The 22,031-nt window shown below is 68.4% G+C and carries 24 protein-coding genes; 6 read left to right on the top strand and 18 right to left on the bottom strand.

Annotation, left to right across the window (positions count from 1 at the left end; all coding sequences use genetic code 11):
• Positions 1–4: 4 nt before the first annotated feature.
• Complete coding sequence (locus NG1_RS25140) at positions 5–487, top strand: hypothetical protein (protein WP_062974723.1); 483 nt, start codon at positions 5–7, stop codon at positions 485–487.
• 55 nt (positions 488–542) lie between these two features.
• On the opposite strand, the gene NG1_RS25135 is transcribed toward NG1_RS25140, so the two are convergent.
• From NG1_RS25135 to NG1_RS25125, 3 genes are all read right to left on the bottom strand, one after another.
• Positions 543–983: an OsmC family peroxiredoxin gene (locus NG1_RS25135; protein ID WP_040864676.1), complete on the bottom strand. Its 441-nt coding sequence runs from the start codon at positions 981–983 to the stop codon at positions 543–545.
• 164 nt (positions 984–1,147) lie between these two features.
• Positions 1,148–1,468: a DMT family transporter gene (locus tag NG1_RS25130; RefSeq protein WP_062974721.1), complete on the bottom strand. Its 321-nt coding sequence runs from the start codon at positions 1,466–1,468 to the stop codon at positions 1,148–1,150.
• Between the two features lies 1 nt (position 1,469).
• The gene (locus NG1_RS25125; RefSeq protein ID WP_062974719.1) at positions 1,470–2,117 is read right to left on the bottom strand and encodes an FMN-dependent NADH-azoreductase; all 648 of its coding nucleotides are present in this window, start codon (positions 2,115–2,117) and stop codon (positions 1,470–1,472) included.
• Between the two features lie 108 nt (positions 2,118–2,225).
• Between NG1_RS25125 and NG1_RS25120 the strand changes: the two genes are divergently transcribed.
• The gene (locus NG1_RS25120) at positions 2,226–2,834 is read left to right on the top strand and encodes a TetR/AcrR family transcriptional regulator (RefSeq protein ID WP_062974718.1); all 609 of its coding nucleotides are present in this window, start codon (positions 2,226–2,228) and stop codon (positions 2,832–2,834) included.
• 63 nt (positions 2,835–2,897) lie between these two features.
• Here the strand turns inward: NG1_RS25120 and NG1_RS25115 are convergent, their stop codons facing one another.
• Together NG1_RS25115 and NG1_RS25110 are read right to left on the bottom strand one after the other, a co-directional pair.
• Complete coding sequence (locus NG1_RS25115) at positions 2,898–3,761, bottom strand: ABC transporter permease subunit (protein ID WP_062974762.1); 864 nt, start codon at positions 3,759–3,761, stop codon at positions 2,898–2,900.
• Entirely contained in the window at positions 3,758–4,660 is a 903-nt protein-coding gene (locus NG1_RS25110; protein WP_062974764.1) for an ABC transporter ATP-binding protein, read from the bottom strand. The genes NG1_RS25115 and NG1_RS25110 overlap by 4 nt, the downstream gene beginning before the upstream one ends.
• Positions 4,661–4,840: 180 nt before the next feature.
• Between NG1_RS25110 and NG1_RS25105 the strand changes: the two genes are divergently transcribed.
• The 4 genes from NG1_RS25105 (at position 4,841) to NG1_RS38510 (ending at position 8,820) form a co-directional block, all read left to right on the top strand.
• On the top strand, positions 4,841–6,739 hold the full coding sequence (locus NG1_RS25105) for a histidine kinase (protein ID WP_245660040.1): 1,899 nt from the start codon (positions 4,841–4,843) through the stop codon (positions 6,737–6,739).
• Between the two features lie 34 nt (positions 6,740–6,773).
• Positions 6,774–7,478: a response regulator gene (locus NG1_RS25100; RefSeq protein ID WP_062974761.1), complete on the top strand. Its 705-nt coding sequence runs from the start codon at positions 6,774–6,776 to the stop codon at positions 7,476–7,478.
• 536 nt (positions 7,479–8,014) lie between these two features.
• Complete coding sequence (locus NG1_RS38515; protein ID WP_245660039.1) at positions 8,015–8,431, top strand: LLM class flavin-dependent oxidoreductase; 417 nt, start codon at positions 8,015–8,017, stop codon at positions 8,429–8,431.
• Positions 8,329–8,820, top strand: coding sequence for an LLM class oxidoreductase (locus NG1_RS38510; protein ID WP_245660038.1), 492 nt, complete (start codon positions 8,329–8,331; stop codon positions 8,818–8,820). The genes NG1_RS38515 and NG1_RS38510 overlap by 103 nt, the downstream gene beginning before the upstream one ends.
• 74 nt (positions 8,821–8,894) lie before the next feature.
• Here NG1_RS38510 and NG1_RS25090 read toward each other — a convergent pair whose 3' ends face one another.
• From NG1_RS25090 to NG1_RS25030, 13 genes are all read right to left on the bottom strand, one after another.
• Entirely contained in the window at positions 8,895–11,450 is a 2,556-nt protein-coding gene (locus tag NG1_RS25090) for an ATP-dependent Clp protease ATP-binding subunit (protein WP_040864541.1), read from the bottom strand.
• 289 nt (positions 11,451–11,739) lie between these two features.
• Positions 11,740–12,681 carry an esterase/lipase family protein gene (locus NG1_RS25085; RefSeq protein ID WP_062974717.1) on the bottom strand — a complete coding sequence of 314 codons (942 nt, stop codon included), beginning with the start codon at positions 12,679–12,681 and terminating at the stop codon, positions 11,740–11,742.
• Positions 12,682–12,770: 89 nt separating this feature from the next.
• Entirely contained in the window at positions 12,771–13,340 is a 570-nt protein-coding gene (locus NG1_RS25080; protein ID WP_062974715.1) for an anthrone oxygenase family protein, read from the bottom strand.
• Positions 13,341–13,472: 132 nt separating this feature from the next.
• The gene (locus tag NG1_RS25075) at positions 13,473–14,072 is read right to left on the bottom strand and encodes an FHA domain-containing protein (protein WP_062974759.1); all 600 of its coding nucleotides are present in this window, start codon (positions 14,070–14,072) and stop codon (positions 13,473–13,475) included.
• 228 nt (positions 14,073–14,300) lie between these two features.
• Positions 14,301–14,660, bottom strand: coding sequence for a histone-like nucleoid-structuring protein Lsr2 (locus NG1_RS25070; protein ID WP_040864538.1), 360 nt, complete (start codon positions 14,658–14,660; stop codon positions 14,301–14,303).
• Between the two features lie 115 nt (positions 14,661–14,775).
• On the bottom strand, positions 14,776–16,275 hold the full coding sequence (lysS, locus tag NG1_RS25065; protein ID WP_062974713.1) for a lysine--tRNA ligase: 1,500 nt from the start codon (positions 16,273–16,275) through the stop codon (positions 14,776–14,778).
• Between the two features lie 260 nt (positions 16,276–16,535).
• Positions 16,536–16,958, bottom strand: a complete 423-nt coding sequence (locus NG1_RS25060) for a rhodanese-like domain-containing protein (RefSeq protein ID WP_062974757.1) — start codon at positions 16,956–16,958, stop codon at positions 16,536–16,538.
• An 8-nt stretch (positions 16,959–16,966) separates the two neighbouring features.
• On the bottom strand, positions 16,967–17,575 hold the full coding sequence (locus NG1_RS25055; protein ID WP_084499173.1) for a cysteine dioxygenase: 609 nt from the start codon (positions 17,573–17,575) through the stop codon (positions 16,967–16,969).
• Positions 17,576–17,756: 181 nt separating this feature from the next.
• Positions 17,757–18,554 carry a type III pantothenate kinase gene (locus NG1_RS25050; RefSeq protein ID WP_040864536.1) on the bottom strand — a complete coding sequence of 266 codons (798 nt, stop codon included), beginning with the start codon at positions 18,552–18,554 and terminating at the stop codon, positions 17,757–17,759.
• A 17-nt stretch (positions 18,555–18,571) separates the two neighbouring features.
• Positions 18,572–18,991, bottom strand: coding sequence for an aspartate 1-decarboxylase (gene panD / locus NG1_RS25045; protein ID WP_040773236.1), 420 nt, complete (start codon positions 18,989–18,991; stop codon positions 18,572–18,574).
• Between the two features lie 14 nt (positions 18,992–19,005).
• Positions 19,006–19,986, bottom strand: coding sequence for a pantoate--beta-alanine ligase (panC, locus tag NG1_RS25040; protein ID WP_062974709.1), 981 nt, complete (start codon positions 19,984–19,986; stop codon positions 19,006–19,008).
• On the bottom strand, positions 19,986–20,915 hold the full coding sequence (locus NG1_RS25035; protein WP_062974706.1) for a Rossmann-like and DUF2520 domain-containing protein: 930 nt from the start codon (positions 20,913–20,915) through the stop codon (positions 19,986–19,988). Before NG1_RS25035 ends, panC begins: the two co-directional genes overlap by 1 nt.
• A gap of 155 nt (positions 20,916–21,070) precedes the next feature.
• Positions 21,071–22,018, bottom strand: a complete 948-nt coding sequence (locus NG1_RS25030; RefSeq protein ID WP_063910427.1) for a DUF6779 domain-containing protein — start codon at positions 22,016–22,018, stop codon at positions 21,071–21,073.
• Between the last annotated feature and the right edge of the window lie 13 nt (positions 22,019–22,031).

The following is a 22,031-nucleotide window of genomic DNA, read 5'->3' as shown; positions in this document are numbered from 1 at the left end:
TCCCATGACCGGCACTGCCTTTTCCGTCTGGCCCGTATCGCCGCGCGTCCATTCCGCCGGCCCGCCGCGCGCCGTCCGCGTCGCGTTCGTCGCTCTGACCGTCGCTGTGCTCGCGGGCGCCGCCGAGGCCATCATGCGGGCCGTCCGGGCCTTCCCGGGAACCGACACGGCGAGCCTGGCCACCGGGTCGGTGGTGCGCACGGCGATCTACGTTCTGGTGCTGGTCGTCGCGGTGCGCATGACCTACGGCGACCGCTGGGCCCGCCTGCTGATCACCGTCGGCATCGGCGGGTTCGGCCTGTTGTCACTGATCATCGAGCCGCTCGCCGCGGCCATGTCGGCGAACGAACTGCGCGACCTCGTCCGGGACGCCGGTCCCGCATCCCTGCTACTGGCCGCCCTCCGCACCGTCCACGTCTTCGCCGTGCTGGTCGCCGTCCCCGCGCTCTACACCCGCCACGCCCGCCACTACTTTCGCAAGCGCTGACACGCGCGTTTCGCGCCCCGCTTCCGTCGAGGATGCGGGGCGCGAAGCGGTGGCACTAGGCGAGAGCCGCGTCCAGGGTGATGTGGTCGACGCCGGCGAGGGCCTTGCTGACGGGGCAGCCCGCCTTGGCGGCCTCGGCGGCGGCCTGGAAGGCGTCGGCGTCGATGCCCGAGACGCGACCGCGGACGGTCAGCGCGATCCCGGTGATCCGGAAGCCGCCCGCCGGGTCGGGACCGAGGGTCACGTCGGCGGTGACGTCCAGGTTCTCCGGGGTCCCGCCCGCGTTGCCGATCTGCGCCGACAGCGCCATCGCGTAGCAGGAGGAGTGCGCGGCCGCGATCAGTTCCTCCGGACTGGTGGTGCCGTCGGCCTCCTCGGCGGAACGCTTGGGGAACGACACGTCGTACTTACCGACCCCTGAACTGGCCAGTTCGACCTGTCCCGAACCCTCCTGAAGGGTGCCGGTCCAGGCGGTACGCGCGGTACGTGTGGGCATCACGGTCCTTTCGCCGATGATCGTTTGACGATTCAGCACGAAACCTACCCCGGCGGACACGCCCCGGCCCACCGGTTCGCCGATCGCGTTCGCCGCGGCGCACCGCGCACTCCCCGCCGGTAAACCACGGACGCTCAGGCGATTCCGCGCCGTCGACGATGGCCTCACTCCGGGTTCGTGACTCTGGCCAGCACGATGCCGCCGAGGATCAACGCGAGCGCCAGGAGCCGGCCCGCGCTGAGCGGGTCCTTGTGGACCACGATGCCGAGGGTGATCGCGCCGAGCGCGCCGATGCCGGTGAACACCGCGTAGGCGGTGCCGACCGGCAACGTCTGCATGGCGCGCGACAGCAGGTACACGGCCGTGACACCGAGAACGACGCAGACCAGCGTCGGAACGAGTCTGGTGAAATTCTCGGTCGGTTTGATGCTCTGCGACCAGACGATCTCCACCAGCCCGGCGACGGCGAGAACTACCCAGTTCACCTCAGTACTCCCCGGCCAGAGCGCGCACGGCGGCCGTAGCGCGGGCGTAGGACGTGTCGTGCTCGGCGCGCCTGTGTGCCAAAGCCGGGTCTTGGCGGGAGTTGGCTAATTCCGCATGCACGAACACGGTGTCGGACACGGCGAAATGACCCGCGAAGAAGTCGCGCAGGAAGCGCTCCTGATAGTCGTAGGCCGCTTTCGGAGCGCCCGGGGAGTATGCGCCGCCGCGGGCGCTCGCCACGACGAACCTTCGGTGCCCCAGCGACATGCGCGGAAAGGTCACCTGGTCCAGCCATGCTTTGAGCGAAGCCGGGATCGAGTAGTTGTACATCGGGGTGCCGATCAGGATCACGTCCGCCGCGAGCAATTCGGCCAGTAGCGGCTCGATGATCTTCCACGCGGCGGCCTGCTCCGGGGTCCGCACCAATTCACCGAGCCGTTCCGGGTCGGTGCTCGGCAGGGCGAGCACGGCGTCGCACAGCTCGGTCCACGCCGCCCCGATGAACGGCACCGGCTCGGCCGCGAGGTCGCGGTAGCGGTAGCCACCATCCGGATGGCGTGCGCGCCACGCGTCGGCGAATGCCGCGCTCAGCTCCCGGCTGATCGACTGCCGCCGGGCGCTGGCGTCGAGGTGCAACAGCGTGCTCATGATCCAACCTCCGAATAAGTGGACACAACGTCCGATTTCATCGACCTCCACCATAGGAGCTATCCGGACATATTGTCCAGTTGTTGCCGGATCGGCTAGAGTCGCGGCATGGAACCCCGATCCGACCTGCTCGCCGGTGCCATGCCGGGCCGGTCGGCGGCGCCCGAACGAGCGGATGCTGCCCGCAACCGGGCCAAAGTGCTCGCCGCCGCCGCGGAATTGTTCGCCACCCGCGACCCCCGCACGGTCACGATGGACGACATCGCGAAGGCCGCCGGTGTCGGCCGAGGCACCCTGTATCGGCGTTATCCGGACACCAACTCGGTCGCGGTGGCCCTGCTGGACGAACACGAGCGGGCACTGCAAGCGAAACTGCTCTCCGGTCCGCCGCCGCTCGGCCCCGGAGCTCCCGCGGCGCAGCGGCTGGCCGCGTTCTACTCCGCGATGGTCGAATTGCTGGACGCGCACGCGCATCTCGTGCTCGGCGCCGAGATCGGCGGAGCTCGCTTCGCCACCGGGGCTTACGGATTCTGGTACGCACACGTGCGAGCCCTGTTGTCGGCGGCGGGGTTTCGCGAGCCGGACGCGATGGTCGACCCGCTCCTCGCACCCTTGGCCGCCGAGGTCTATCGGCAGCAGCGCGAACGCGGCTTGACTTCCGAACAGATCACCGGCGCGCTTCGGGTGATCGCGGAAACCGTTCTGGGGGCCGGGTGAGCATGCCGGCGGCGGAAACCGCCGGTGGACCGCGCCCACCAGCGGTTTCACCCCTCTGGTAACTCACACCAGGTCGCGTTCGCGCATCAGCCAGATCGTGCAGGCCGCGAACAGCACCACGTAGACGACCAGCACGACCACCGATTCGGACCGCGAAAGCACCTGCGACACACCGGGCGTGGCGGGCCCGTCCACGGTGCGCATCGCCCCCACCAGCGATCCCGCGGCGGTGCCGGGCAGATGATCGGTGATCACCTCGATCGGCGCGAAGATCGCGGCGACGCCGCGCAACAGGTTCTCCACCACCAGCACCCAGACCAAGCCGAGCCCCACCGCGAGCGCGGGCCCACGGGCGACCGCACCGATCAGCGCGCCCGCCAGCGTCCACATACCGAGAATCAGTACGCCGGTGAGGATTCCGAGCATCGACCGGCCCAGCCCCGGCAGCGCGAGCGACTGCGACTGGAAAGCCGCGATCAGCGCGGCGACGGAGAGGTCTACCACGAACGCCGTGCACACCAACGCCACCACCACGCCGGCGAGACTCACCACCACGGCGGCGACCGCCTGCACCCGCGAAGGCCCCTGGGTGAATACGGTCTTCCAGGTCCCCCAGCCGTATCCGCTGCCGACGGCCAGGGCGCCGAGGATGAGCATCAGCGCGCCGCCGAACATGGCCATCCCTTGGGTGAACACTTCGGGCACCGCGGCCGGCAACATCTGTCGCAGCAACGCCTCGCGGGGCAGTCCGTTGGACATCCGGCTCGATTCCCCCGAGGTGTAGGCCAGATAGTTGAACAGATAGGCGAACGTGAGATTCAGCAGAAGCCACGTGCCGAGAAGGATCCAGAACGCGGGCCACTTCCGCAGTCGCAGCGTTTCGGCTTTCGTACTCGCGACCAGATCGCGGATCGGCGTGCCGTTCATCGCGCGGCCTCCCATCGCGTCATCTCGAAGAACACTTCCTCCAGGGACTTCTCTTCGACCCGTAGTTCGAGCAGGTCCGCTCCCGACGCCACGACCGCACGCGCAACGGCGGGCGCGGTGACGGCGTCCGACTCGATCCGGATACCGCTCGCGGTCAGCAGCGCCGAACGTTCGCCCACCAGCCGTCGCACCGCGGGCAGGGCCACCTCCAGCGGGTCGGCCCGCAGCACCAGTGCCGAACCTCCGCGCAACTGCGCGACCGTCGCTTCGGTGAGCAGCCTGCCCTGCGAGATCACGCCGACCCGGTCGCAAATCGCCTGGACTTCACTGAGCATGTGGCTCGACAGCAGTACCGTGTGCCCCTCGGCCGCCAAAGCGGTGATCAGCTCCCGCATCTCGGCCATTCCGGCGGGATCGAGGCCATTGGTCGGCTCGTCCAGAACGAGCAGGTCGGGGCTGCCGAGCAAGGCGGCGCCCACACCGAGGCGCTGTTTCATGCCGAGCGAGTAGGTGCGGTACTTGTCCTCGCCGCGGCCCGCCAGCCCGACTCGTTCGAGCGCGCCGTCGACCTCCGGCCGGCCGAGCCCGCGATACTCGGCGAGCACGCGCAGGTTGTCCCGGCCGGAGAGGTAGGGGTAGAAGCCGGGACCTTCTATGAGCACGCCGACCCGGCGAACCACCGCGGGATCGCCGGGACGATGCCCCGCGACGGTGGCCGTGCCCTCGGTGGGACGGATCAGCCCGGCCAACATGCGCAGGGTGGTGGTCTTACCCGCGCCGTTCGGGCCGAGAAAGCCGTAGATCTCGCCGGACGCGACGGTCATGCTCACATCGTCGACAGCGGTGTGCTGGCCGTAGCGCTTGGTCAGCCCTCGGGTGACCACGATCGAATCTGTCATGCACCGAGAATCCGCCGCCGCCCCCGGTGCGGACATCCGCCGCCGGGCGATGGTCGGCATACGTAACCAGGACGACGGCCGACCGCTCACGGTGCGGCGAATTGCCGAATCGGTGCAATTCTCCCGAAATACGTTGCCAGGCGGACGTCGAATCGTGACCGAGCCGCATAGGCTACGTGGGTGCGGGTGGCAGGGATTACGGATCGAAGCTCGGTCGGCTTGGACTGGGGAGTCGCGCTCGTCGTGGCCGCGGTTCAGGTGGTCGGGGGCACCTTCGCGAACATGCGGCAGACCGGGGTGCACTCGCTCGACGTGCTCGGTTACCTGCTGCTGCTGGCCGGTCCCGCGGCGCTGATCCGGCGCCGGGCGCAGCCGCTGCCCGTGCTGATCGTCGTCCTCGCCGTGTGTCTCGCCTATTTCCTGCGCGGCTACGGGTACGGGCCGATCTTCGTCTCGCTGGTCGTCGCCTTCTTGACCGCCGCGAGCAGCGGATCACGGTGGTGGACTTACCCGCTCGTCCCGCTCGGGTATCTGGCGCTGGTCTGGCCGCTGCCCGCGCAGCTTGGTCACCCCGCCAACCTGTGGCAGGTCTTCGCGCTGATGGCGTGGCTGACGATACTGCTGCTGGTGGCCGAAGGAATCCGGCAGCGCAAGGCCGTCCTCGTCGCCCGCAGGCAGCGCGCCGAGTCAGCGCGCCGGGACGAGGAAGCGCAGCGCGAGCGGCGCGCCAGCGAGGAGCGCCTCGCCATCGCGCGCGAGTTGCACGACGTGCTGGCGCACAGTCTGTCGATGATCAACGTGCAATCCTCGGTGGCGCTGGAATTGCTCGACAAACGTCCGGAGCAGGCGGAAACAGCGCTCACGGCGATCAAGAACGCCAGTCGCGACGCACTCGCCGAGGTGCACGCGCTCCTGCACACGATCCGCTCCGGAACCGCCACCGCCGCGCCCGACGAGCAACCGTCCACGGCCGACGCGGAGGAGACCGGTCGCCGACGGCCTCGCCGCGCCGCCCGCAAAGACCGCAATTCCGCTGCGGCCGAGCAGGATTCGAATCGCGACGACGACCTCGAGCAGGCTTCGGCGACAGCGGCCGAGCCGCCTCCCGCACCTCGTGCGCCCGCTCCGAGCATCAGCGACCTGGACGATCTGCTGCTGCGTCCGCGCACCACCGGCCTGACGGTCGGCACCCGAGTGCTCGGCACCCCGCAACAGCTGCCCAGCGTGATCGACGTGGCGGCGGCGCGGATCGTCCAGGAGTCACTGACGAACGTGCTCCGGCACGCCCCGGGCGCCGACGCCACGGTGACCGTCCGCTACACCCCGGACTCGGTCGACATCACCGTCGACAACACCCGCCCCACCAGTACCCCCGCGCGTTCCGGCACCGGCGGCGGCAACGGCATCATCGGCATGCGCGAGCGCACCCACGCACTCGGCGGCGCTCTCACCGCCGGTCCACGCCCCAGCGGCGGTTTCCGGGTCGCGGCCCGGTTACCCACGCGTGCGCCCGAACCCGGTGCGCAGGCCGGCTCGACGGCAGCAGCGGCGCCGGAACGTAACCCGGCTACCGGGAGCACATCGCCCCACCCCTCGACAGCGAGAAAACCGTCGCGGAGCGGCATGGCTTCGGACGTGCCGGAGCAGGGCCCTCGTGCATCGAGCACGTCCACACCCGGCGCCACGGCGGCGAGCAGACCGGCGCGGAGCAGCAGCACGCCGGAACACGACACCGATGCGACCAGAACGTCGACGCATAGCGCCTCGACAAGGAGAACGCCGACGCAGGACAGCATGGCATCGGGCGCGCCGGAACAGGACGCCGCGACAGGGAGCAGGCCGACGGGCAGCGCCTCGACCGGCCGAGGCCCGGCGCCGGACGCCACGGCAACGGGTGCGCCGGAGCAGAGTGCCGGGGGGTCGGGCACCTCGCCGACGAGTACCGGGGCAGTGGAACCGACGGCCACGGGCACCGCGAGTACCCCCCGACCGAGCGAGACCGAGTCACCCGCGAAGCCCGGCCGCCCCGGCGATGCGGCCGCCCGACCGAGCACCTCGGCCGGTCGCGGGCAGCGCTGACGGGACCACGCGGCCCCACGGCAGAGGAGACGCGATGCACGAGCACCACGATCCAGCCCGCGCGGACGCCCCGTCCGGCAGCATCCGAGTGCTGGTGGCCGACGACCAGGCACTGGTGCGCGGGGGTTTCGTCGCGTTGCTGGAGGCCCAGGACGGCATCGAAGTGGTGGGCGAGGCGGACAACGGCGAGCAGGCCGTGCGCATGACCCGGAGCCTGCGCCCCGACGTGGTCCTGATGGATATCCGCATGCCCATTCTGGACGGCTTGGCCGCCACCCGCATGATCGCCGAGGATCCCCGACTGGCCGAAGTGCGCGTCGTCGTGCTGACCACCTTCGAGCTCGACGAGTACGTCTTCGAGGCTCTGCGCTCCGGCGCGACCGGCTTCCTGGTCAAGCACACCGAACCGGCCGATCTGGTTCGTGCGGTCCGCGTGGTCGCCACGGGTGACGCACTGCTGTCCCCCGGCGTCACCCGCACACTGATCGCGGAATTCTCCGTGCGTGCCAAGACGCCGCCACCGGCGACCCTCGCCGAACTCACCGACCGGGAACGCGAAGTGATGACCCTGGTCGCCGAGGGCCTCACCAATGCCGAAATCGGTGAACGCCTCTACATGAGCCCCGCCACCGCCCGCACGCATGTCAGCCGCATCCTCGCCAAACTGCACGCCAGGGACCGCACCCAGCTGGTGGTCATGGCGTATGAATCCGGGCTCGTCCGCCCCGGCTGGCAGTGAGCCGCTCTCGGTCGACAGCACTGACCGCGGTCTCCGGGTCGCTCTCCATGTCCTGGCTATCGCCAGGCATCGCAGCACCGCATCGGTCCGCCCCGCATTCTTCATACCGCTGCCGACGTAAGAGCCGGACCTTCTGTAGCCATAGCGAATAATTTCTCGCTCGTCGCGTCGCACCACGACGCCCTGTCAAGACAGCGAACCCTGCTCGAAATCAACCTGCGGCAATTTTTCAGCGAACCACATTTCGCGGACTGAATGACAGTCAGCAAATAACTAGTAAATTAGTGCGCGGCCATCACCCGCGCCTCCGAAGGTACGCATCGAGGCGTATTCAGAGTGTCGACGCGCGACCGATGCCCCCGCCATCCCCTTCGGCGCAGGCTTTCGGCATGAATATTTTCACTCACCCCGAGGCCGTGAGTTTCCTGGCCGACCACTACGACGGCGGATGGCACCCCTTACCGCGGCGCGTCAAGCGCTAACGACCAGCCGTCCACCGCGCGAGCGGAAACTTCACGATCGGGAGATCCCCACCCATGAGCATGACCTTCGGAATCGTTCTCACCCCGCGTTCGGGAGCCGACTGGGCGCGCGAGGCGGCCGCCGCCGAACGGCAGGGTTACCGGACCCTCCTGCTGCCCGACACCCGGTTCACCCCCTCACCGTTCCCGGCCCTCGCCGCGGCGGCCGCCGTCACCACCACCATTCGGCTGCGCCCGAACGTCCTGGCCGCACCGCTGCGCTCCCCCGCAGCCACCGCGCGGGAGACCGCGGCCCTGCAACTGCTGTCGGACGGACGTTTCGAACTCGGGATCGGCTCGGGACGCCCGGACGCCGCCGCCGAGGCCCAGTGGCTGGGGGCATCCTGGGCTCGGCCGCGCAACGCCGCGCCCACCTGGTCGCCACCATCGCCGCCGTACGCGCTCAGGTGGCCCCGGCCCCGCCGGTCGTGATCGCCGCCAACGGCCCCCGGATGCTGGCGACCGCGGCGGAATTCGCCGACCGCATTCTGCTCGCCGCGGGGCCCGCCGCCACGGAGGCGGAACTGACCGAGCTGGTCCGCACGGCGCGGGACGGCGCCGATCGCCCCCTGCGCTTCACCCATCAGCTGGTCGGCATCGGTCAGCGGCTGCCGATCTGGACCTCGAAGAAGCTCGGCCTGACCGCGCAGGCGCTCGCGGACGCGGGTGCGGCGGGCGTGATCCCGGCGGACCCGTCGGCCGCCGCCGAGATGCTCGAGCGCCGCAGGGAGAAGTACGGCATCGATGAGGTGATCGTGCCCGGCGAACTCGCCGACGACTTCGCCCCCGTCCTCGCCCATTTCGGCGGCCGGTGTTCCTGATCCGGCGCCACCGCCGGAATACGAAAAGCCCGTGCCCACCGTCATACGGTGGGCACGGGCTTTTCGATTACGACTTACTCGCCCGAGGCAGCCTCGGTGGAGCCCTCGGTCGCGCCGGTCAGCACGACTTCCGGCTTCTCTTCGGTCTGCGCCTTGGTCAGCTTCGCCTTACCGGAGAAGGTGAACTTGGCGTCCTCGCCGGAGCCCTCGCCGTTCCAGCCCTCGACGTCGACCGAGATGGTCTGGCCGGGGCCGATCTCGCCGAAGAGGATCTTCTCCGAGAGCTGGTCCTCGATCTCGCGCTGAATGGTGCGGCGCAGCGGCCGGGCACCGAGCACGGGGTCGAAGCCACGCTTGGCCAGCAGGTTCTTGGCGTTCTCGGTGAGCTCGATCGCCATGTCCTTGTTCTTCAGCTGCGTGGCGACGCGGTTGATCATCAGGTCCACCATCTCGACGATCTGGTCGGTGGTGAGCTGGTGGAAGACGATCACGTCGTCGATGCGGTTGAGGAACTCGGGCCGGAAGTGCTTCTTCAGCTCGTCGTTGACCTTGAGCTTCATCCGCTCGTAGTTCGAGCCCTCGGCGTTGGACTGCGTGAAGCCCAGGCCGACCGCCTTCGAGATGTCGGACGTGCCGAGGTTCGAGGTGAAGATCAGCACCGTGTTCTTGAAGTCCACGGTCCGGCCCTGGCCGTCGGTGAGGCGACCGTCTTCCAGAACCTGCAACAGCGTGTTGTAGATCTCCTGGTGGGCCTTCTCGATCTCGTCGAACAGCACGACCGAGAACGGCTTGCGGCGCACCTTCTCGGTGAGCTGGCCGCCCTCCTCGTAGCCGACGTAGCCCGGAGGGGCACCGAACAGCCGCGAGGCGGTGAAGCGGTCGTGGAACTCGCCCATGTCGATCTGGATGAGCGCGTCGTCGTCGCCGAACAGGAAGTTCGCCAGCGCCTTGGACAGCTCGGTCTTACCGACACCGGACGGACCGGCGAAGATGAACGAACCGGACGGACGCTTCGGGTCCTTCAGGCCGGCACGGGTGCGGCGGATCGCCTTGGAGACCGCCTTGACCGCGTCCTCCTGGCCGATGATCCGCTTGTGCAGCTCGTCCTCCATGCGGAGCAGACGGGTGGTCTCCTCCTCGGTGAGCTTGAACACCGGGATACCGGTCCAGTTCGCCAGCACCTCGGCGATCTGCTCGTCGTCGACCTCGGCCACGACGTCCAGATCACCCGAGCGCCACTGCTTCTCCCGCTCGGCCCGCTTGGCGACGAGCTGCTTCTCCTTGTCGCGCAGCCGCGCGGCCTTCTCGAAGTCCTGCGCGTCGATCGCGGACTCCTTCTCCCGGCGCGCCTCGGCGATCTTGTCGTCGAATTCGCGCAGGTCCGGCGGAGCGGTCATGCGACGGATGCGCATGCGCGCGCCCGCCTCATCGATCAGGTCGATCGCCTTGTCCGGCAGGAACCGGTCGTTGATGTAGCGGTCGGCCAGGGTGGCCGCGGCCACCAGCGCGCCATCGGTGATGGAGACGCGGTGGTGCGCCTCGTAGCGGTCGCGCAGACCCTTGAGGATGTTGATGGTGTGCTCGACCGTCGGCTCGCCCACCTGCACCGGCTGGAACCGGCGCTCGAGGGCGGCGTCCTTCTCGATGTACTTGCGGTACTCGTCGAGGGTGGTCGCGCCGATGGTCTGGAGCTCGCCGCGGGCCAGCTTCGGCTTCAGGATCGAGGCCGCGTCGATGGCGCCCTCGGCGGCTCCCGCACCGACCAGCGTGTGCAGCTCGTCGATGAACAGGATGATGTCGCCGCGGGTGTTGATCTCCTTGAGCACCTTCTTCAGGCGCTCTTCGAAGTCACCGCGGTAGCGGCTGCCCGCGACCAAGGAGCCCAGGTCGAGGGTGTAGAGCTGCTTGTCCTTGAGCGTCTCGGGGACCTCGCCGTTGACGATGGCCTGCGCGAGCCCCTCGACAACGGCGGTCTTGCCGACGCCCGGCTCGCCGATCAGCACCGGGTTGTTCTTGGTGCGACGGCTGAGCACCTGCATGACGCGCTCGATCTCCTTCGAGCGGCCGATGACCGGGTCGAGCTTGCCTTCGAGCGCGGCCTGGGTCAGGTTGCGACCGAACTGGTCGAGCACCAGCGAGGTGGACGGGGTGCCCGCCTCACCGCGCGAACCGGACTCCACCGGCTCCTTGCCCTGATACCCGGACAGCAACTGGATGACCTGCTGGCGCACACGATTGAGATCGGCGCCCAGCTTCACCAGCACCTGGGCCGCCACGCCCTCGCCCTCACGGATGAGGCCGAGCAGGATGTGCTCGGTGCCGATGTAGTTGTGACCGAGCTGCAGCGCTTCCCGAAGGCTCAGCTCCAGCACCTTCTTGGCGCGCGGGGTGAACGGGATGTGACCGGACGGGGCCTGCTGGCCCTGGCCGATGATCTCCTCCACCTGGCTGCGCACGCCTTCCAGCGAAATGCCGAGCGACTCCAGCGACTTGGCCGCGACGCCCTCACCCTCGTGAATCAGCCCCAGCAGGATGTGCTCGGTGCCGATGTAGTTGTGGTTGAGCATCCGGGCCTCTTCCTGGGCCAGGACAACGACACGCCTCGCGCGGTCGGTGAACCTCTCGAACATCGCTCCCTCACTCTCCTGCTCCGACATTCTGGCAACAGACGCCGCAGTGTGCTGTGTACAACAACCGTGGGCGTCAGCCTGCCATGAAGCCCGGGGGTTGCGGCCCCCGCCTCCACTCTAGTTGGCGGGGGATGCCACCGCCGCCGGTCCACCCTATTGCCGACCGGCGACAGCACGGTCATTCACTCACAACGTGGGCGCCGCGGGATTCGTTCCGGCCGGGTTTTGCCCTCAGCGAACAAATCGTCCGCCGACCGGATCTCCGCCGCACACGTCGGACCTCGGCTGCCTACCCCGTGTACGGGTCGGCGACACCGCAGGGCACCGGGCGTTGATGCGCGGGATCGAGCGCGTTGAGTACGTAGGTCGCGGCCCTCTTGCTGCCCGCTATGCCCGTATGACCAGAGTAGTCCGTCGAGCACCCGTCCTGAACCACGATGTTGGTCACCCGGGGCCCGGTCACCAATCCGGAGGTGTACGGCACCACCAGCTCGTCCAGCTCGGTCGCGATGTTCGTGTAGGCCACGTCGGGGTGGTAGACGCCGTCCGCGTTGAGCGTGCGCACGAACTCCGACCCTTGCAGCACCTGGCGGCAGGCCATGCACGGCGAGCCTGCCACGGCGTCGAAGAGCGGGCCGAGGCCCAGCCGGGTGCCGAACTCGTTCAGGTCCGCCATGCCGCCCGCGTTCGAGCCGAGCCAGGGCGGGGCGAGCCCGACCATCTTGTCCACCTTGGCAGCGCCGCCGAGCCGCTTGACGTAGTAATTGCCGATGAAGTTGCCCTGGGAATGGCCGATCAGGTCGACCTTGCCCGCGCCGGTCGCGGTCCGTACCCGGTCCACGAAAGCGGCGAGCTGGGCCGAGCTCTGCTCGATCGGAAGCATGCCGCCGATGGCCGACGCGGGCCACGGCAGGTTGTAGGCGCCGAAGGTGGACGAGTACACGCAGTAACCCTCGTTGGCCAGCAACGGCGCATACACGCCCCAGTTCGTCTGTGCGCCACCACCCGTGCCGTGCACGAGAACCACGGGATTCGGATGCTCGGAGCCGGGCCGGCAGGACCAGTCGTTGGTGCCGGGCAGCGAACCGCCCGGGTGGGACAGCTCGGCGGGGATGCCCGCGAAGAAGTTGTAGTCGACCGGATATCGCTCCTGCGCGTGTGCCGCGCCCGCGGTGGCGCACACCGCTGTGAGCAGAACGAAGAGCAACGAAAAGCCTGGGACACGCCGCACGATAGCCTCCCGGTCCGGTCTCGTCTTCCGGGGAAGCTACCGCACGAAGTGGCCCAGACGGAGGAGATTCCGGCGGGTCGTTGCGGAATCTAGCTCTGACCGAAGGCAGGCGCGACGTACTGGCCTGCCGCCGCCCGGCCCGGCGCCGCCGCGGAGGCCTTGCCCTGCTGGATGCCCGCGACGAACAGCGCACCGCACAGCGCCAGGAAGGCCAGCGTGTGGAAGACGCCGCGCGCGATGTTCCACCGAACCCAGGCCGCTTCGAAATCGGCGCGCACCGCGGCGAGGTCGGCGATCGAGCCAGGGTCGCCCGCGGCGGCCAGCTGGTCGTTGAGCGGGACGTTCAACCCGGAGGTGACCCCGAAGGCGATAACGTTGAGCACCAGCGCGAGCACGATCCAGATCAGCGTGCTCCGGTGCTCCCGGCCCAGGTGCAGCGCCGCCGCCAGGACGGTGAACCCCACCGTGCCGAGGAACGCCATCATGAACCAAGGATTGATGATCACCACGTTGATCTTCTGCATCACGTCGATCATGGCGCGATCGTCGGTGCGGGCCAGCGCGGGCATCACCGAATTGGCGTACGCGTAGAAAAGGCCCGCGATCAGGCCCGTCGCCAGCGTGGCGAACACCAGGGCGGCGAGACGTGTGGCGGTCATGAGTTCCTCCTGCTCGGAAAACCCGCCGGAGTCGTCGCTCCGGCCCGGGTACCTCCGAGTCAAGCCGCTACCGCCCGGACTCTCCATGGCCGAGAAGCTCGATGCGCTAAGCGAGCGTCTACGGTGGAGGTCTCACAGGTCCCGATCGGAAATGAGCCCACTCTGCATGGCCAGTCCCGCCAATCGCACCCGCTTCTGGTTCTGCGGCAGATCCTCCACCCCGAACTTGGCGAACAGGGCACGCAGGTGCGTCTTGATCGCGTCGACGCTGAGGAACAGCTCCTCGGCGATCTGCTGATTGGAGGCGGGCGTGGCGAAACCCGCGCCGTGCTTGTACGGCCTGCACAGTGCGACCAGCACCGAGCGCTGCGTATCGGTGAGCGACCGCGCCGTGGGTATCGAGCCGGTGGAGGTACGGGTGATGTCGTCGGAGACGCCGCCGAAGTCGTGAAACGACACCCGCGAGGTGCCGACCCGGATGACGTCGCCCGCCATCAGCCTGCGGCGGCCGACGAGCCGGTCCCCGTTGACGAAGGTGCCGTTGCGGGAGAGTCCGTCGTCCACGATGGTCCAGTGCGCACCCAGGTATTCGACCGCCGCGTGCAGCCGGGAGACCTCGGCGTCCCAGCTCAGGGCGAGATCGGCATGCGGGGAGCGGCCGATGGTGACGCGGCCGCGATCCGGCGTGAGCGTGAACTCCTGCTGCCGACCGGCATCATCGGTGAACCGCAAGAATGATCCGACGAATCCTGTCACTGCGCCGATACCTCACCTCTCCATACCGCCAGTGACCGTCGCACGCTTCCATGGTGCCCCGTCCCGGTACCACGAGCAAGATCGATTCATCCGCCGGGACGGGCCACCGTGTGATCCGGTCTCGTTGCCATATCGAAGCCCTATCACAAACAAGACCGCCGCCCCGACGTCGCACGATTCGCCGGGACGGCGGCCGAAAAATAACTATCCCTTCGCGGCCTTGTTGTACGCGTCGGTGATGTCGGCGGAGATGCGGCCCCGTGCGGACACCTTGTGTCCATTCCGACGCGCCCACTCCCGAATTGCGGCGCTTTGTTCCCGATCGATCGAGACCCGGCTCTTCGGAGTGCCCGCGGCGGCCGCGGCGGCCTTGACCCGGCGCCGGCCGCTCACCCGGCGCGCATTCGAAACCCACTCCTCCAAACCGTCGCGCAGCTTCGCCGCATTTGCCGACGACAGGTCGATCTCGTACGACACACCGTCGATCGCAAACTCGATGGTCTCGTCCGCGATGGACTCACCGTCGACATCGTCGATCAGGCTAACGGTGACCTTCTTTGCCATGAGATGAACGTCCTCTCGAAATCGTGCGACCCGCATACTAGGCCGATTACCCGAGGCAAGAATACCCCGAATTCCGGAAATTCCAAGACGGAGTCGCTGCTTTGCAATCCAGTGGTCACCGGGTGACCGGACGCACAATTGGGAACAGTATCGTTTCTCGGATTCCCAAACCCGTGAGCGCCATCAACAACCGATCGATTCCCATACCCGTTCCGGTCGTCGGCGGCATGCCGTGCTCCATCGCCGCGAGGAAGTCCTCGTCCAGCACCATCGCCTCGTCGTCACCCTGCGCGGCGAGCCGCGCCTGATCGACGAACCGCTCGCGCTGGATCACCGGGTCGACCAACTCCGAATAGCCCGTGGCCAACTCGAAGCCGCGCACATAGAGATCCCACTTCTCCGTGACCCCTGCCGTACTCCGATGCTGCCTGGTCAACGGGGATGTCTCCACCGGGAAGTCGCGCACGAAAGTCGGCGCGTACAGCTTGTCGCCATACTGGTGTTCCCAGAGTTCCTCGACGAGTTTCCCGTGGCCGTAGCCCTTGCCCTCCGGAATTTCCAGACCGACCCGATCCGCGAGTGCGCGCAATTCGGCGACCGACGTTTCCGGAGTCACCGGCACACCCAGCGCATCCGACAGCGAAGGGTACATCTCGACGACGGCCCACTCGCCGCGGAGATCGTATTCGGTGCCGTCGGCCAGGGTCACCACCTGCGTGCCGAACGCCTCCTCCGCCACCTCCTGCACCAATTCCCGGATCATCACCGCCGAGTCGTCATAGGTGCCGTATGCCTGGTATGTCTCCAGCATCGCGAACTCGGGGGAATGCGTGGAGTCCGCGCCCTCGTTCCGGAAGTTCCGGTTGATCTCGAAGACCCGCTCCAAGCCGCCGACCACGCAGCGCTTCAGGAACAGCTCGGGCGCGATGCGCAGGAACAGGTCCATGTCGAGGGCGTTGGAATGGGTGACGAACGGCCGGGCCGCCGCGCCGCCGTGCAGCGTCTGCAGCATCGGCGTCTCCACCTCCAGGAAGCCCCTGCGCTCCAGCGCGTTGCGCAGCGCGCGCACCACGGCGATGCGGGTGCGGGCCATTTCCCTGGCCTCCGGACGCACGATCAGGTCGACATAACGCTGCCGTACCCGTGATTCCTCGTTCATCTCCTTGTGCGCCACCGGCAGCGGCCGCAGGGCCTTCGCCGCCATGAACCAGGAATCGGCCATGACGCTCAGTTCCCCGGTCCGCGACGAGATGACCTCACCGTGCACGAAAACGAAGTCACCGAGATCCACGTCGGCCTTCCAGGCGGCGAGGGCGTCCGTACCGACCCCGTTCAGGCTGATCATCGCCTGCAGCTTGGTACCGTCGCCCTCCTGCAGTGTCGCGAAACACAACTTGCCGGTATTACGCAGGAATATGACGCGCCCGGCGACGCCCACCTGTAGCCCGGTGGCCGTGTCCGCGGCGAGGTCCGGATATGCGGCCCGAATTTCGGCCAGGGTATGCGTACGCGGCACGACGACGGGATAGGCCTCGCCACCGTCCGCGAGCAGCCGCTCCCGCTTCTCCCGGCGAATCCGTATCTGCTCCGGTGCATCGTCGGCGGCCGGCGACACGGCGGGCCGCGATTCCGATGTCGATGCGCTGGAAGATGCAGAGTTCGGGGTGCTCACATCGAACAACCCTAGCGTGCATCGGAAATCGTTATGCGGGCCGCCCGGACTCCGGCCCGGAGTAACGAAACGGTATCGATGCGACGGCCCGTCCGGGACGTCCGCACCGGCGTCGTACAGACGCGAAATAGCCGGTGCGCATCATGTGGTGTGCGAAACTACCTGAGCGCCCGGCTATTTCGAGATGGAAGTGTCGGCGGGAATTACAGCAAGGCGAGCGCTTCGGCCTCGCGCGCGAAGTGCGGCGCCCCGACGGCGACGTGCAACAGACCGGCCGCCTTCAACGCCTGATAGCCGCCCACCAGATCGGTCGCCCGGTGCAGCCCGAGTTGCTGCAGCGCGGCAGCGGCCAGGCTGGAGGTATATCCCTCGGAGCAGACGACGATCCATTCCACGTCGTGATCCGCGGCCAGCGCCAGGCGGGCGGAACTGGTGGGGTCCAGCCGCCATTCCAGGACATTGCGCTCGATCACCAGCGCGCCGGGCAAGGTGCCCTCGCGCCCGCGTTGCGCCTGCGGCCGGATATCCACCAGAATGGCGCCGCGCTCGACGGCTTCCGGCAATTCGAAGGCGTAGATCCGGTCGAGGCGGGCCCGTGCGTTCTCGAGCATCTGATCGATGGTCAAACGGGTCATCACATATCACCTTCGGGCTGGTCGGTGAGGACGGTTCGGGTGCGCCGCAGGGTGCCGTGCCCGGTCACCTCGTAATACGACATGGCGGTGAGCGGCGGGGAATAGGCGTGCACGCTCAGCGTGGGATCGAGCGGACCGGCGGAATCGACGGCGCCCGGCACGGCGGCCTGCGCCCGCATGACGTCGTGCACCCAGCCGATCGGGAACGAGGCCTGATCACCCGCCGCGAGTACGCGACGACGCAGTTCCGTTCCGTTCCAACGGTATTCGGTGAGCGCGCCGCTGAGTACGGTGAGCGCGCCGAGCGATCCGGCGTGGTCGTGCAGCTCGGTCGACTTGCCCGGCGTCCAGCTGATCAGCCAGACGTCGACCTCGTCGTCGGTGAGCAGCCTGGTCGCCCAGCGCTCGTTTTCCGGCCATTTCCCCCCGGCGGGAAGCAAATGGTCGTATCGCCCGGCCAGCACGTCTTCGGCGCCCTCGTCGGTCAGCCGCAGCAGATCGGCCGGGCGCAGCCGGGTGGGCAGGGCGGGCGCCACCGAGCGTTCCACCGGCGGGGTAGCCGACAGCGCGGTACGCGCGGAAGAAAGGGAAAGGACAGAAGAACGCATCAGCGAATCTCCAGGAGGAAGGTAACGGTCGAGGGCGGGAACTCAGCCTCGATCGGTCGAGGCACGTCAGCCTCGACAACACTCCTGGGTGCTCGCGTAGAAGGTCACGGGAGGGAGTTTAACAGCAGACAGCGCGGTGTCGACAAGTGCCCGGCCTGCGACAAATCCGACACCGCGCATATCAGACACTTCCCTTGCGCCGCTGATTGCGTTCGTATACGAGTCGCAGACCGGTCAGCGTGAGGTGCGGATCGTGGTCGTCGATCGTTTCGGATTCCGGGACGATCAGCGGTGCGGTCGCCCCGGTCGCCACCACGGCGACGTCATCACCCGCGAAGGCGTCGAACTCGTCGCGAATGCGATCGATCAGGCCGTCCACCAGCCCGGCGAAACCGAATACCGCGCCGGACTGCATACATTCCATGCTGTTCTTCCCCAGCACCGAACGTGGCCTGGTCAACTCCGCCCGCCGCAGCGCACTGCGTTCCACCAGGGCCTCGGTGGAGATCTCCACACCCGGCGCGATGATCCCGCCCAGGAACTCGCCCTTCTTCGACACCAGGTCCACGCAGATCGCCGTGCCGAAATCGACGACGATCGCGGGCGCGGAATAGCGCTGGTACGCGGCCAGGCAATTGACGATGCGGTCCGCGCCGACTTCTTTCGGATTGTCCACCAGCAGCGGAATCCCCGTGCGCACACCGGGTTCCACCAACACGTGCGGAACGTGGCCCCAGTATTGGCCGAGCATGCCGCGCAACTCGCGCAGCACGGGCGGCACCGTGGAAAGCGCTGAGACGCCGATCACCTCGTCCAGTTGCGCGCCGACCAGCCCGCGCACCTGCATGGCGAATTCGTCGGCGGTCAGCAACGGATTGGTGTGCATTCGCCAGTGCCGCACCAGTTTCGAGTGCTCCCCGGATCCGGAGAACAGGCCGAGTTCGATACTCGTGTTGCGGACATCGATGGTCAGCAGCATGTCCTGGTCGCCGCTCCTCAGACGAACGACAGCGAGCGGGGCGAGGTCAGGCCCGAGCCCTCCGGCGCGTGCGCCGGGTCCGAGCCGAGTTCGACCGGGCGGTTGCGCTCGTCGACGAACACGACCTTGGGGTCGTACTCGGCGATCTCCTGCTCGTTCAGCTGGCCGTAGGCGATCAGGATGACGAGGTCGCCCGGGTGCACCAGGTGAGCCGCGGCGCCGTTGATCCCGATCACCCCGGACCCCCGCTCACCGGCGATGACGTAGGTCTCCAGGCGGGCGCCGTTGTCGATGTCCACGATGCAGACCTGTTCGCCTTCCAGCAGGTCGGCGGCGTCGAGCAGGTCCTGGTCGACGGTGACCGAGCCGACGTAGTGCAAGTCGGCGTGCGTCACGGTGGCCCGGTGGATCTTCGACTTCATCATGGTGCGCAGCATTGCGTCGAACCTTTCTAGTTCGCGGGAGGAAGGACGGCGGGGTCTGACACCGCCGCGACAGGCTGGGAGGAGTTCGCGGCGGGCCGCGAACCGGCGACGGTGGGGTGGCCGTCGATCGGAGCACCGAGCGTGACGGCGATGTTGTCGATCAGCCGGGTCGCGCCGACCCGGGCCGCGATCAGCAGCCTGGCGTTGCCGGTGGCCGGGGCGGGCCCCAGGGTGGCCGAACGCAGCTCCAGGTAGTCGACGTCCACGCCGGTCGCGGCGTCGAGCACCTGGCGGGCGGCCGTGAGAACCGCGTCGCCGCCGAGGCCGCCCGCGTGTTTGCCCGCCGACAGAGCGGCCGACAGGGCCAGCGCGGATTCGCGCTGCACGGGGTCGAGGTAGCGGTTGCGCGAGGACAGGGCCAGGCCGTCGGGCTCACGGACGGTGACCACCGGGGTAATCTTCACGTCGAAATTCAGGTCGCGGACCAGCTGCCGGATCAGGGTGAGCTGCTGATAATCCTTCTCACCGAAGAACGCCTCGGTCGGCCGCGCGATCTGCAGCAGTTTGGCGACCACGGTGAGCATGCCCGCGAAATGGGTCGGGCGGCTGGCCCCCTCCAGCTCCGCGCCGAGCGGACCGGGGTGCACCGTGGTGCGCGGACCATCCGGGTACATGTCGGACACGCTCGGCGCGAACACCAGCTCGACGCCCTCGGCGCGCAACAGCTCGACATCGGCGTCCAGCGTGCGGGGGTATTTGTCCAGGTCTTCGTTCGCCCCGAACTGCAAGGGATTGACGAAGATCGACACGATGACGACCTGGTTGGTCCGCTTGGCCAGCCGCACGATCTCCAAGTGCCCCTCGTGCAGCGCGCCCATGGTCGGCACCAGCGCGACGGTGCGGCCGACGCCGCGCAGGGCGGCGGACACCGCCCCGAGTACGGCCGGATCGTGGTGCACGGTCAGCACGCCGGGCCGGTAGGCACCGCGCAATTTCGAGTCGAACATCAGCGTCCTTCCAGCAGCTGGATTACAGCGGGGGCGGTGCCTGCCCGCTCAGCGGTGCGCAGCGACAGCGCGCGATAGGCCTCGGCCAGCCGGGCATCGACCGACGCCAGCGCCTCCAGGTGCGCGGCTACCGCGTCGGCGTCGCCGCGGGCGACCGGGCCGGTCAGCGCGGCTTGGCCGCGGCGCAACGCGTTGTCCAGCGCCGCCGACGCCAGCGGGGCGAGCAGACGCTCGGCCAGGCCGTTGGGCTGCTCGTCGACCAGTTGCTGTCCCATCAGGCCGGGGCCGGCCAGGGCGGCGCGCAACGCGGCCACCGCGTCCACGATCACCGTGACCAGGTGATTGCTGCCGTGCGCGAGCGCGGCGTGGTACAGCGGCCGGTGCTGCTCCGGGACGCGAACCGGCTCGCCGCCCATTTCGATCACCAGCGACTGCGCGATGGCATAGCCGACCTCGTCGGCCGCGGTGATACCGAAGCACGCGTTGCCCAGCCGGGCCACGTCCTCGTCGTGACCGGTGAAGGTCATCGCCGGGTGGATGGCCAGCGGAAGGGCGCCGACCTCGGCCAGGGGGGCGAGCACGCCGACGCCGTTCGCGCCGGAGGTGTGCGCCACGATGGTGCCCGGCCGGACCACTCCGGCGCCTGCCAAGCCGCGGACCAAGCCGGGGAGCTCGGTGTCGGGCACGGCGAGCAGCAGCAGCTCACTGCGGGCGGCCACCTGCTCGATCGGCAGGATCTCCGAATCGGGCAGCCGGGTCCTGGCACGGCGCACCGAGGCGTCGGAGATCGCGCAGACGCCGAACACGACGTGTCCGGCCCGCTCGAGTGCGGCGCCCAATGCCGAGCCCACGCGTCCCGCCGAGACGATTCCCACCGTCAAGCGTGCGGGCGCGGGGTCGTAGCCCGAAGCAGCGTTGTCGGAATTCACGCTTCTCGAGGTCAACGTTGTCCTCTCGATGTCGTTCCAGTCCCGCCATGCGGGTACCGGACGGTACGCCAAGAGAATATCGGCAGGCGGTTCACCGCCGCCACGGGGTGCCCGCGTGATCTAGGCCGCAGTGCCGGGACACGGCCCGGCACGGGTCACCGGCGTTCGCGCTCCTCGGATTGCAGGTTGGCCATGATTTCCGCGACCGAGAGACGGCGCGACGGCGTCTCGTCGTCGCTCTCGGCCCTGCGCCGCCTGCGCGCGCTCGGCGTGCCCATCGCGGGCGCGGACGCGGGTCGTGCGGGCGGTTCCTGGGTCGGCTGCGGGCGGGTAGCGGGGCGGGTGGGCGGCTCGTCGCGCTGCTCGTCCGCGGTCTCGGTGAAGGCATCCGCCCAGCCACGCGGCTCGGCGTGGTGTGCCTGCTCCGCGTCGTCCTGCTCGGCGTCGTCGTCGACGGAGACGACCGCGGTCTCGGCGGTGACCGGATCGTCGAAGGGGCTGGCGAAGACCGGCGGCTCGGGATGGTCGGGCTCGAAGATCGGTGTCATGCTGCTACGCGGTTGCTGGTCGGCGAAGACCGACCACATCCCGGCATTCGCGGAGCTATTGTTCCCGGATTCGGTCCCGGAGCTGGTCAGCTCCTGGATCCGGGTCGCGTCGGCGCGCAATGCCGGGCGATCCGTCGGCAGATCGCCGTCGAACAGCCGCTGCAGGCTCTGCCGCAGCACCGTGAGCTCCGCCCGTAAGGCCGCGAGTTCGGCCGCGTCGGCGCCCACTTCCTCGCGGACCCGCGCCTCGACGCCGAGTTCGTACTCGCGCCGCGCGGTGACCTCCCGCTCCAGCTGCAACTCGTAGACGGTCTGCAGATCGCGGACCTTCGCCTTGTCGATCGTCGCCTCTTTGCGGTACTTCGTCGCAGCCAGAGCGCCGATTGCCGCGGCCCACAGCGCCGCGACCAGACCTACCCGTACGAACTCGACACTGTTACTGAAGATCAGGAAAACGCTGGCAACCAGACCGAGCAAGATCAAGACACCGACGAATAATTTTCCCGCGTCCTCCCGCTGTCGACGGGAAGTGCTGCTACGGGAGGGTGAAACCATGCCAGCCAGGGTA

It is taken from the genome of Nocardia gamkensis NBRC 108242 (genome assembly GCF_001612985.1).
In the GTDB taxonomy this organism is placed as follows: domain Bacteria; phylum Actinomycetota; class Actinomycetes; order Mycobacteriales; family Mycobacteriaceae; genus Nocardia; species Nocardia gamkensis.
Note: the sequence above shows the minus strand (reverse complement) of the source record. Positions and strands in the feature narration are given on the sequence as shown.

Coding starts and splice junctions, on each gene's coding strand:
- NG1_RS25140 (WP_062974723.1), top strand. CDS start 5: ATGACCGGCACTGCCTTTTCCGTCTGGCCCGTATCGCCGCGCGTCCAT.
- NG1_RS25135 (WP_040864676.1), bottom strand. CDS start 983: ATGCCCACACGTACCGCGCGTACCGCCTGGACCGGCACCCTTCAGGAG.
- NG1_RS25125 (WP_062974719.1), bottom strand. CDS start 2,117: ATGAGCACGCTGTTGCACCTCGACGCCAGCGCCCGGCGGCAGTCGATC.
- NG1_RS25120 (WP_062974718.1), top strand. CDS start 2,226: ATGGAACCCCGATCCGACCTGCTCGCCGGTGCCATGCCGGGCCGGTCG.
- NG1_RS25115 (WP_062974762.1), bottom strand. CDS start 3,761: ATGAACGGCACGCCGATCCGCGATCTGGTCGCGAGTACGAAAGCCGAA.
- NG1_RS25110 (WP_062974764.1), bottom strand. CDS start 4,660: ATGACAGATTCGATCGTGGTCACCCGAGGGCTGACCAAGCGCTACGGC.
- NG1_RS25100 (WP_062974761.1), top strand. CDS start 6,774: ATGCACGAGCACCACGATCCAGCCCGCGCGGACGCCCCGTCCGGCAGC.
- NG1_RS38515 (WP_245660039.1), top strand. CDS start 8,015: ATGAGCATGACCTTCGGAATCGTTCTCACCCCGCGTTCGGGAGCCGAC.
- NG1_RS25090 (WP_040864541.1), bottom strand. CDS start 11,450: ATGTTCGAGAGGTTCACCGACCGCGCGAGGCGTGTCGTTGTCCTGGCC.
- NG1_RS25080 (WP_062974715.1), bottom strand. CDS start 13,340: ATGACCGCCACACGTCTCGCCGCCCTGGTGTTCGCCACGCTGGCGACG.
- NG1_RS25070 (WP_040864538.1), bottom strand. CDS start 14,660: ATGGCAAAGAAGGTCACCGTTAGCCTGATCGACGATGTCGACGGTGAG.
- NG1_RS25055 (WP_084499173.1), bottom strand. CDS start 17,575: ATGCGTTCTTCTGTCCTTTCCCTTTCTTCCGCGCGTACCGCGCTGTCG.
- NG1_RS25050 (WP_040864536.1), bottom strand. CDS start 18,554: ATGCTGCTGACCATCGATGTCCGCAACACGAGTATCGAACTCGGCCTG.
- panD (WP_040773236.1), bottom strand. CDS start 18,991: ATGCTGCGCACCATGATGAAGTCGAAGATCCACCGGGCCACCGTGACG.
- panC (WP_062974709.1), bottom strand. CDS start 19,986: ATGTTCGACTCGAAATTGCGCGGTGCCTACCGGCCCGGCGTGCTGACC.
- NG1_RS25030 (WP_063910427.1), bottom strand. CDS start 22,018: ATGGTTTCACCCTCCCGTAGCAGCACTTCCCGTCGACAGCGGGAGGAC.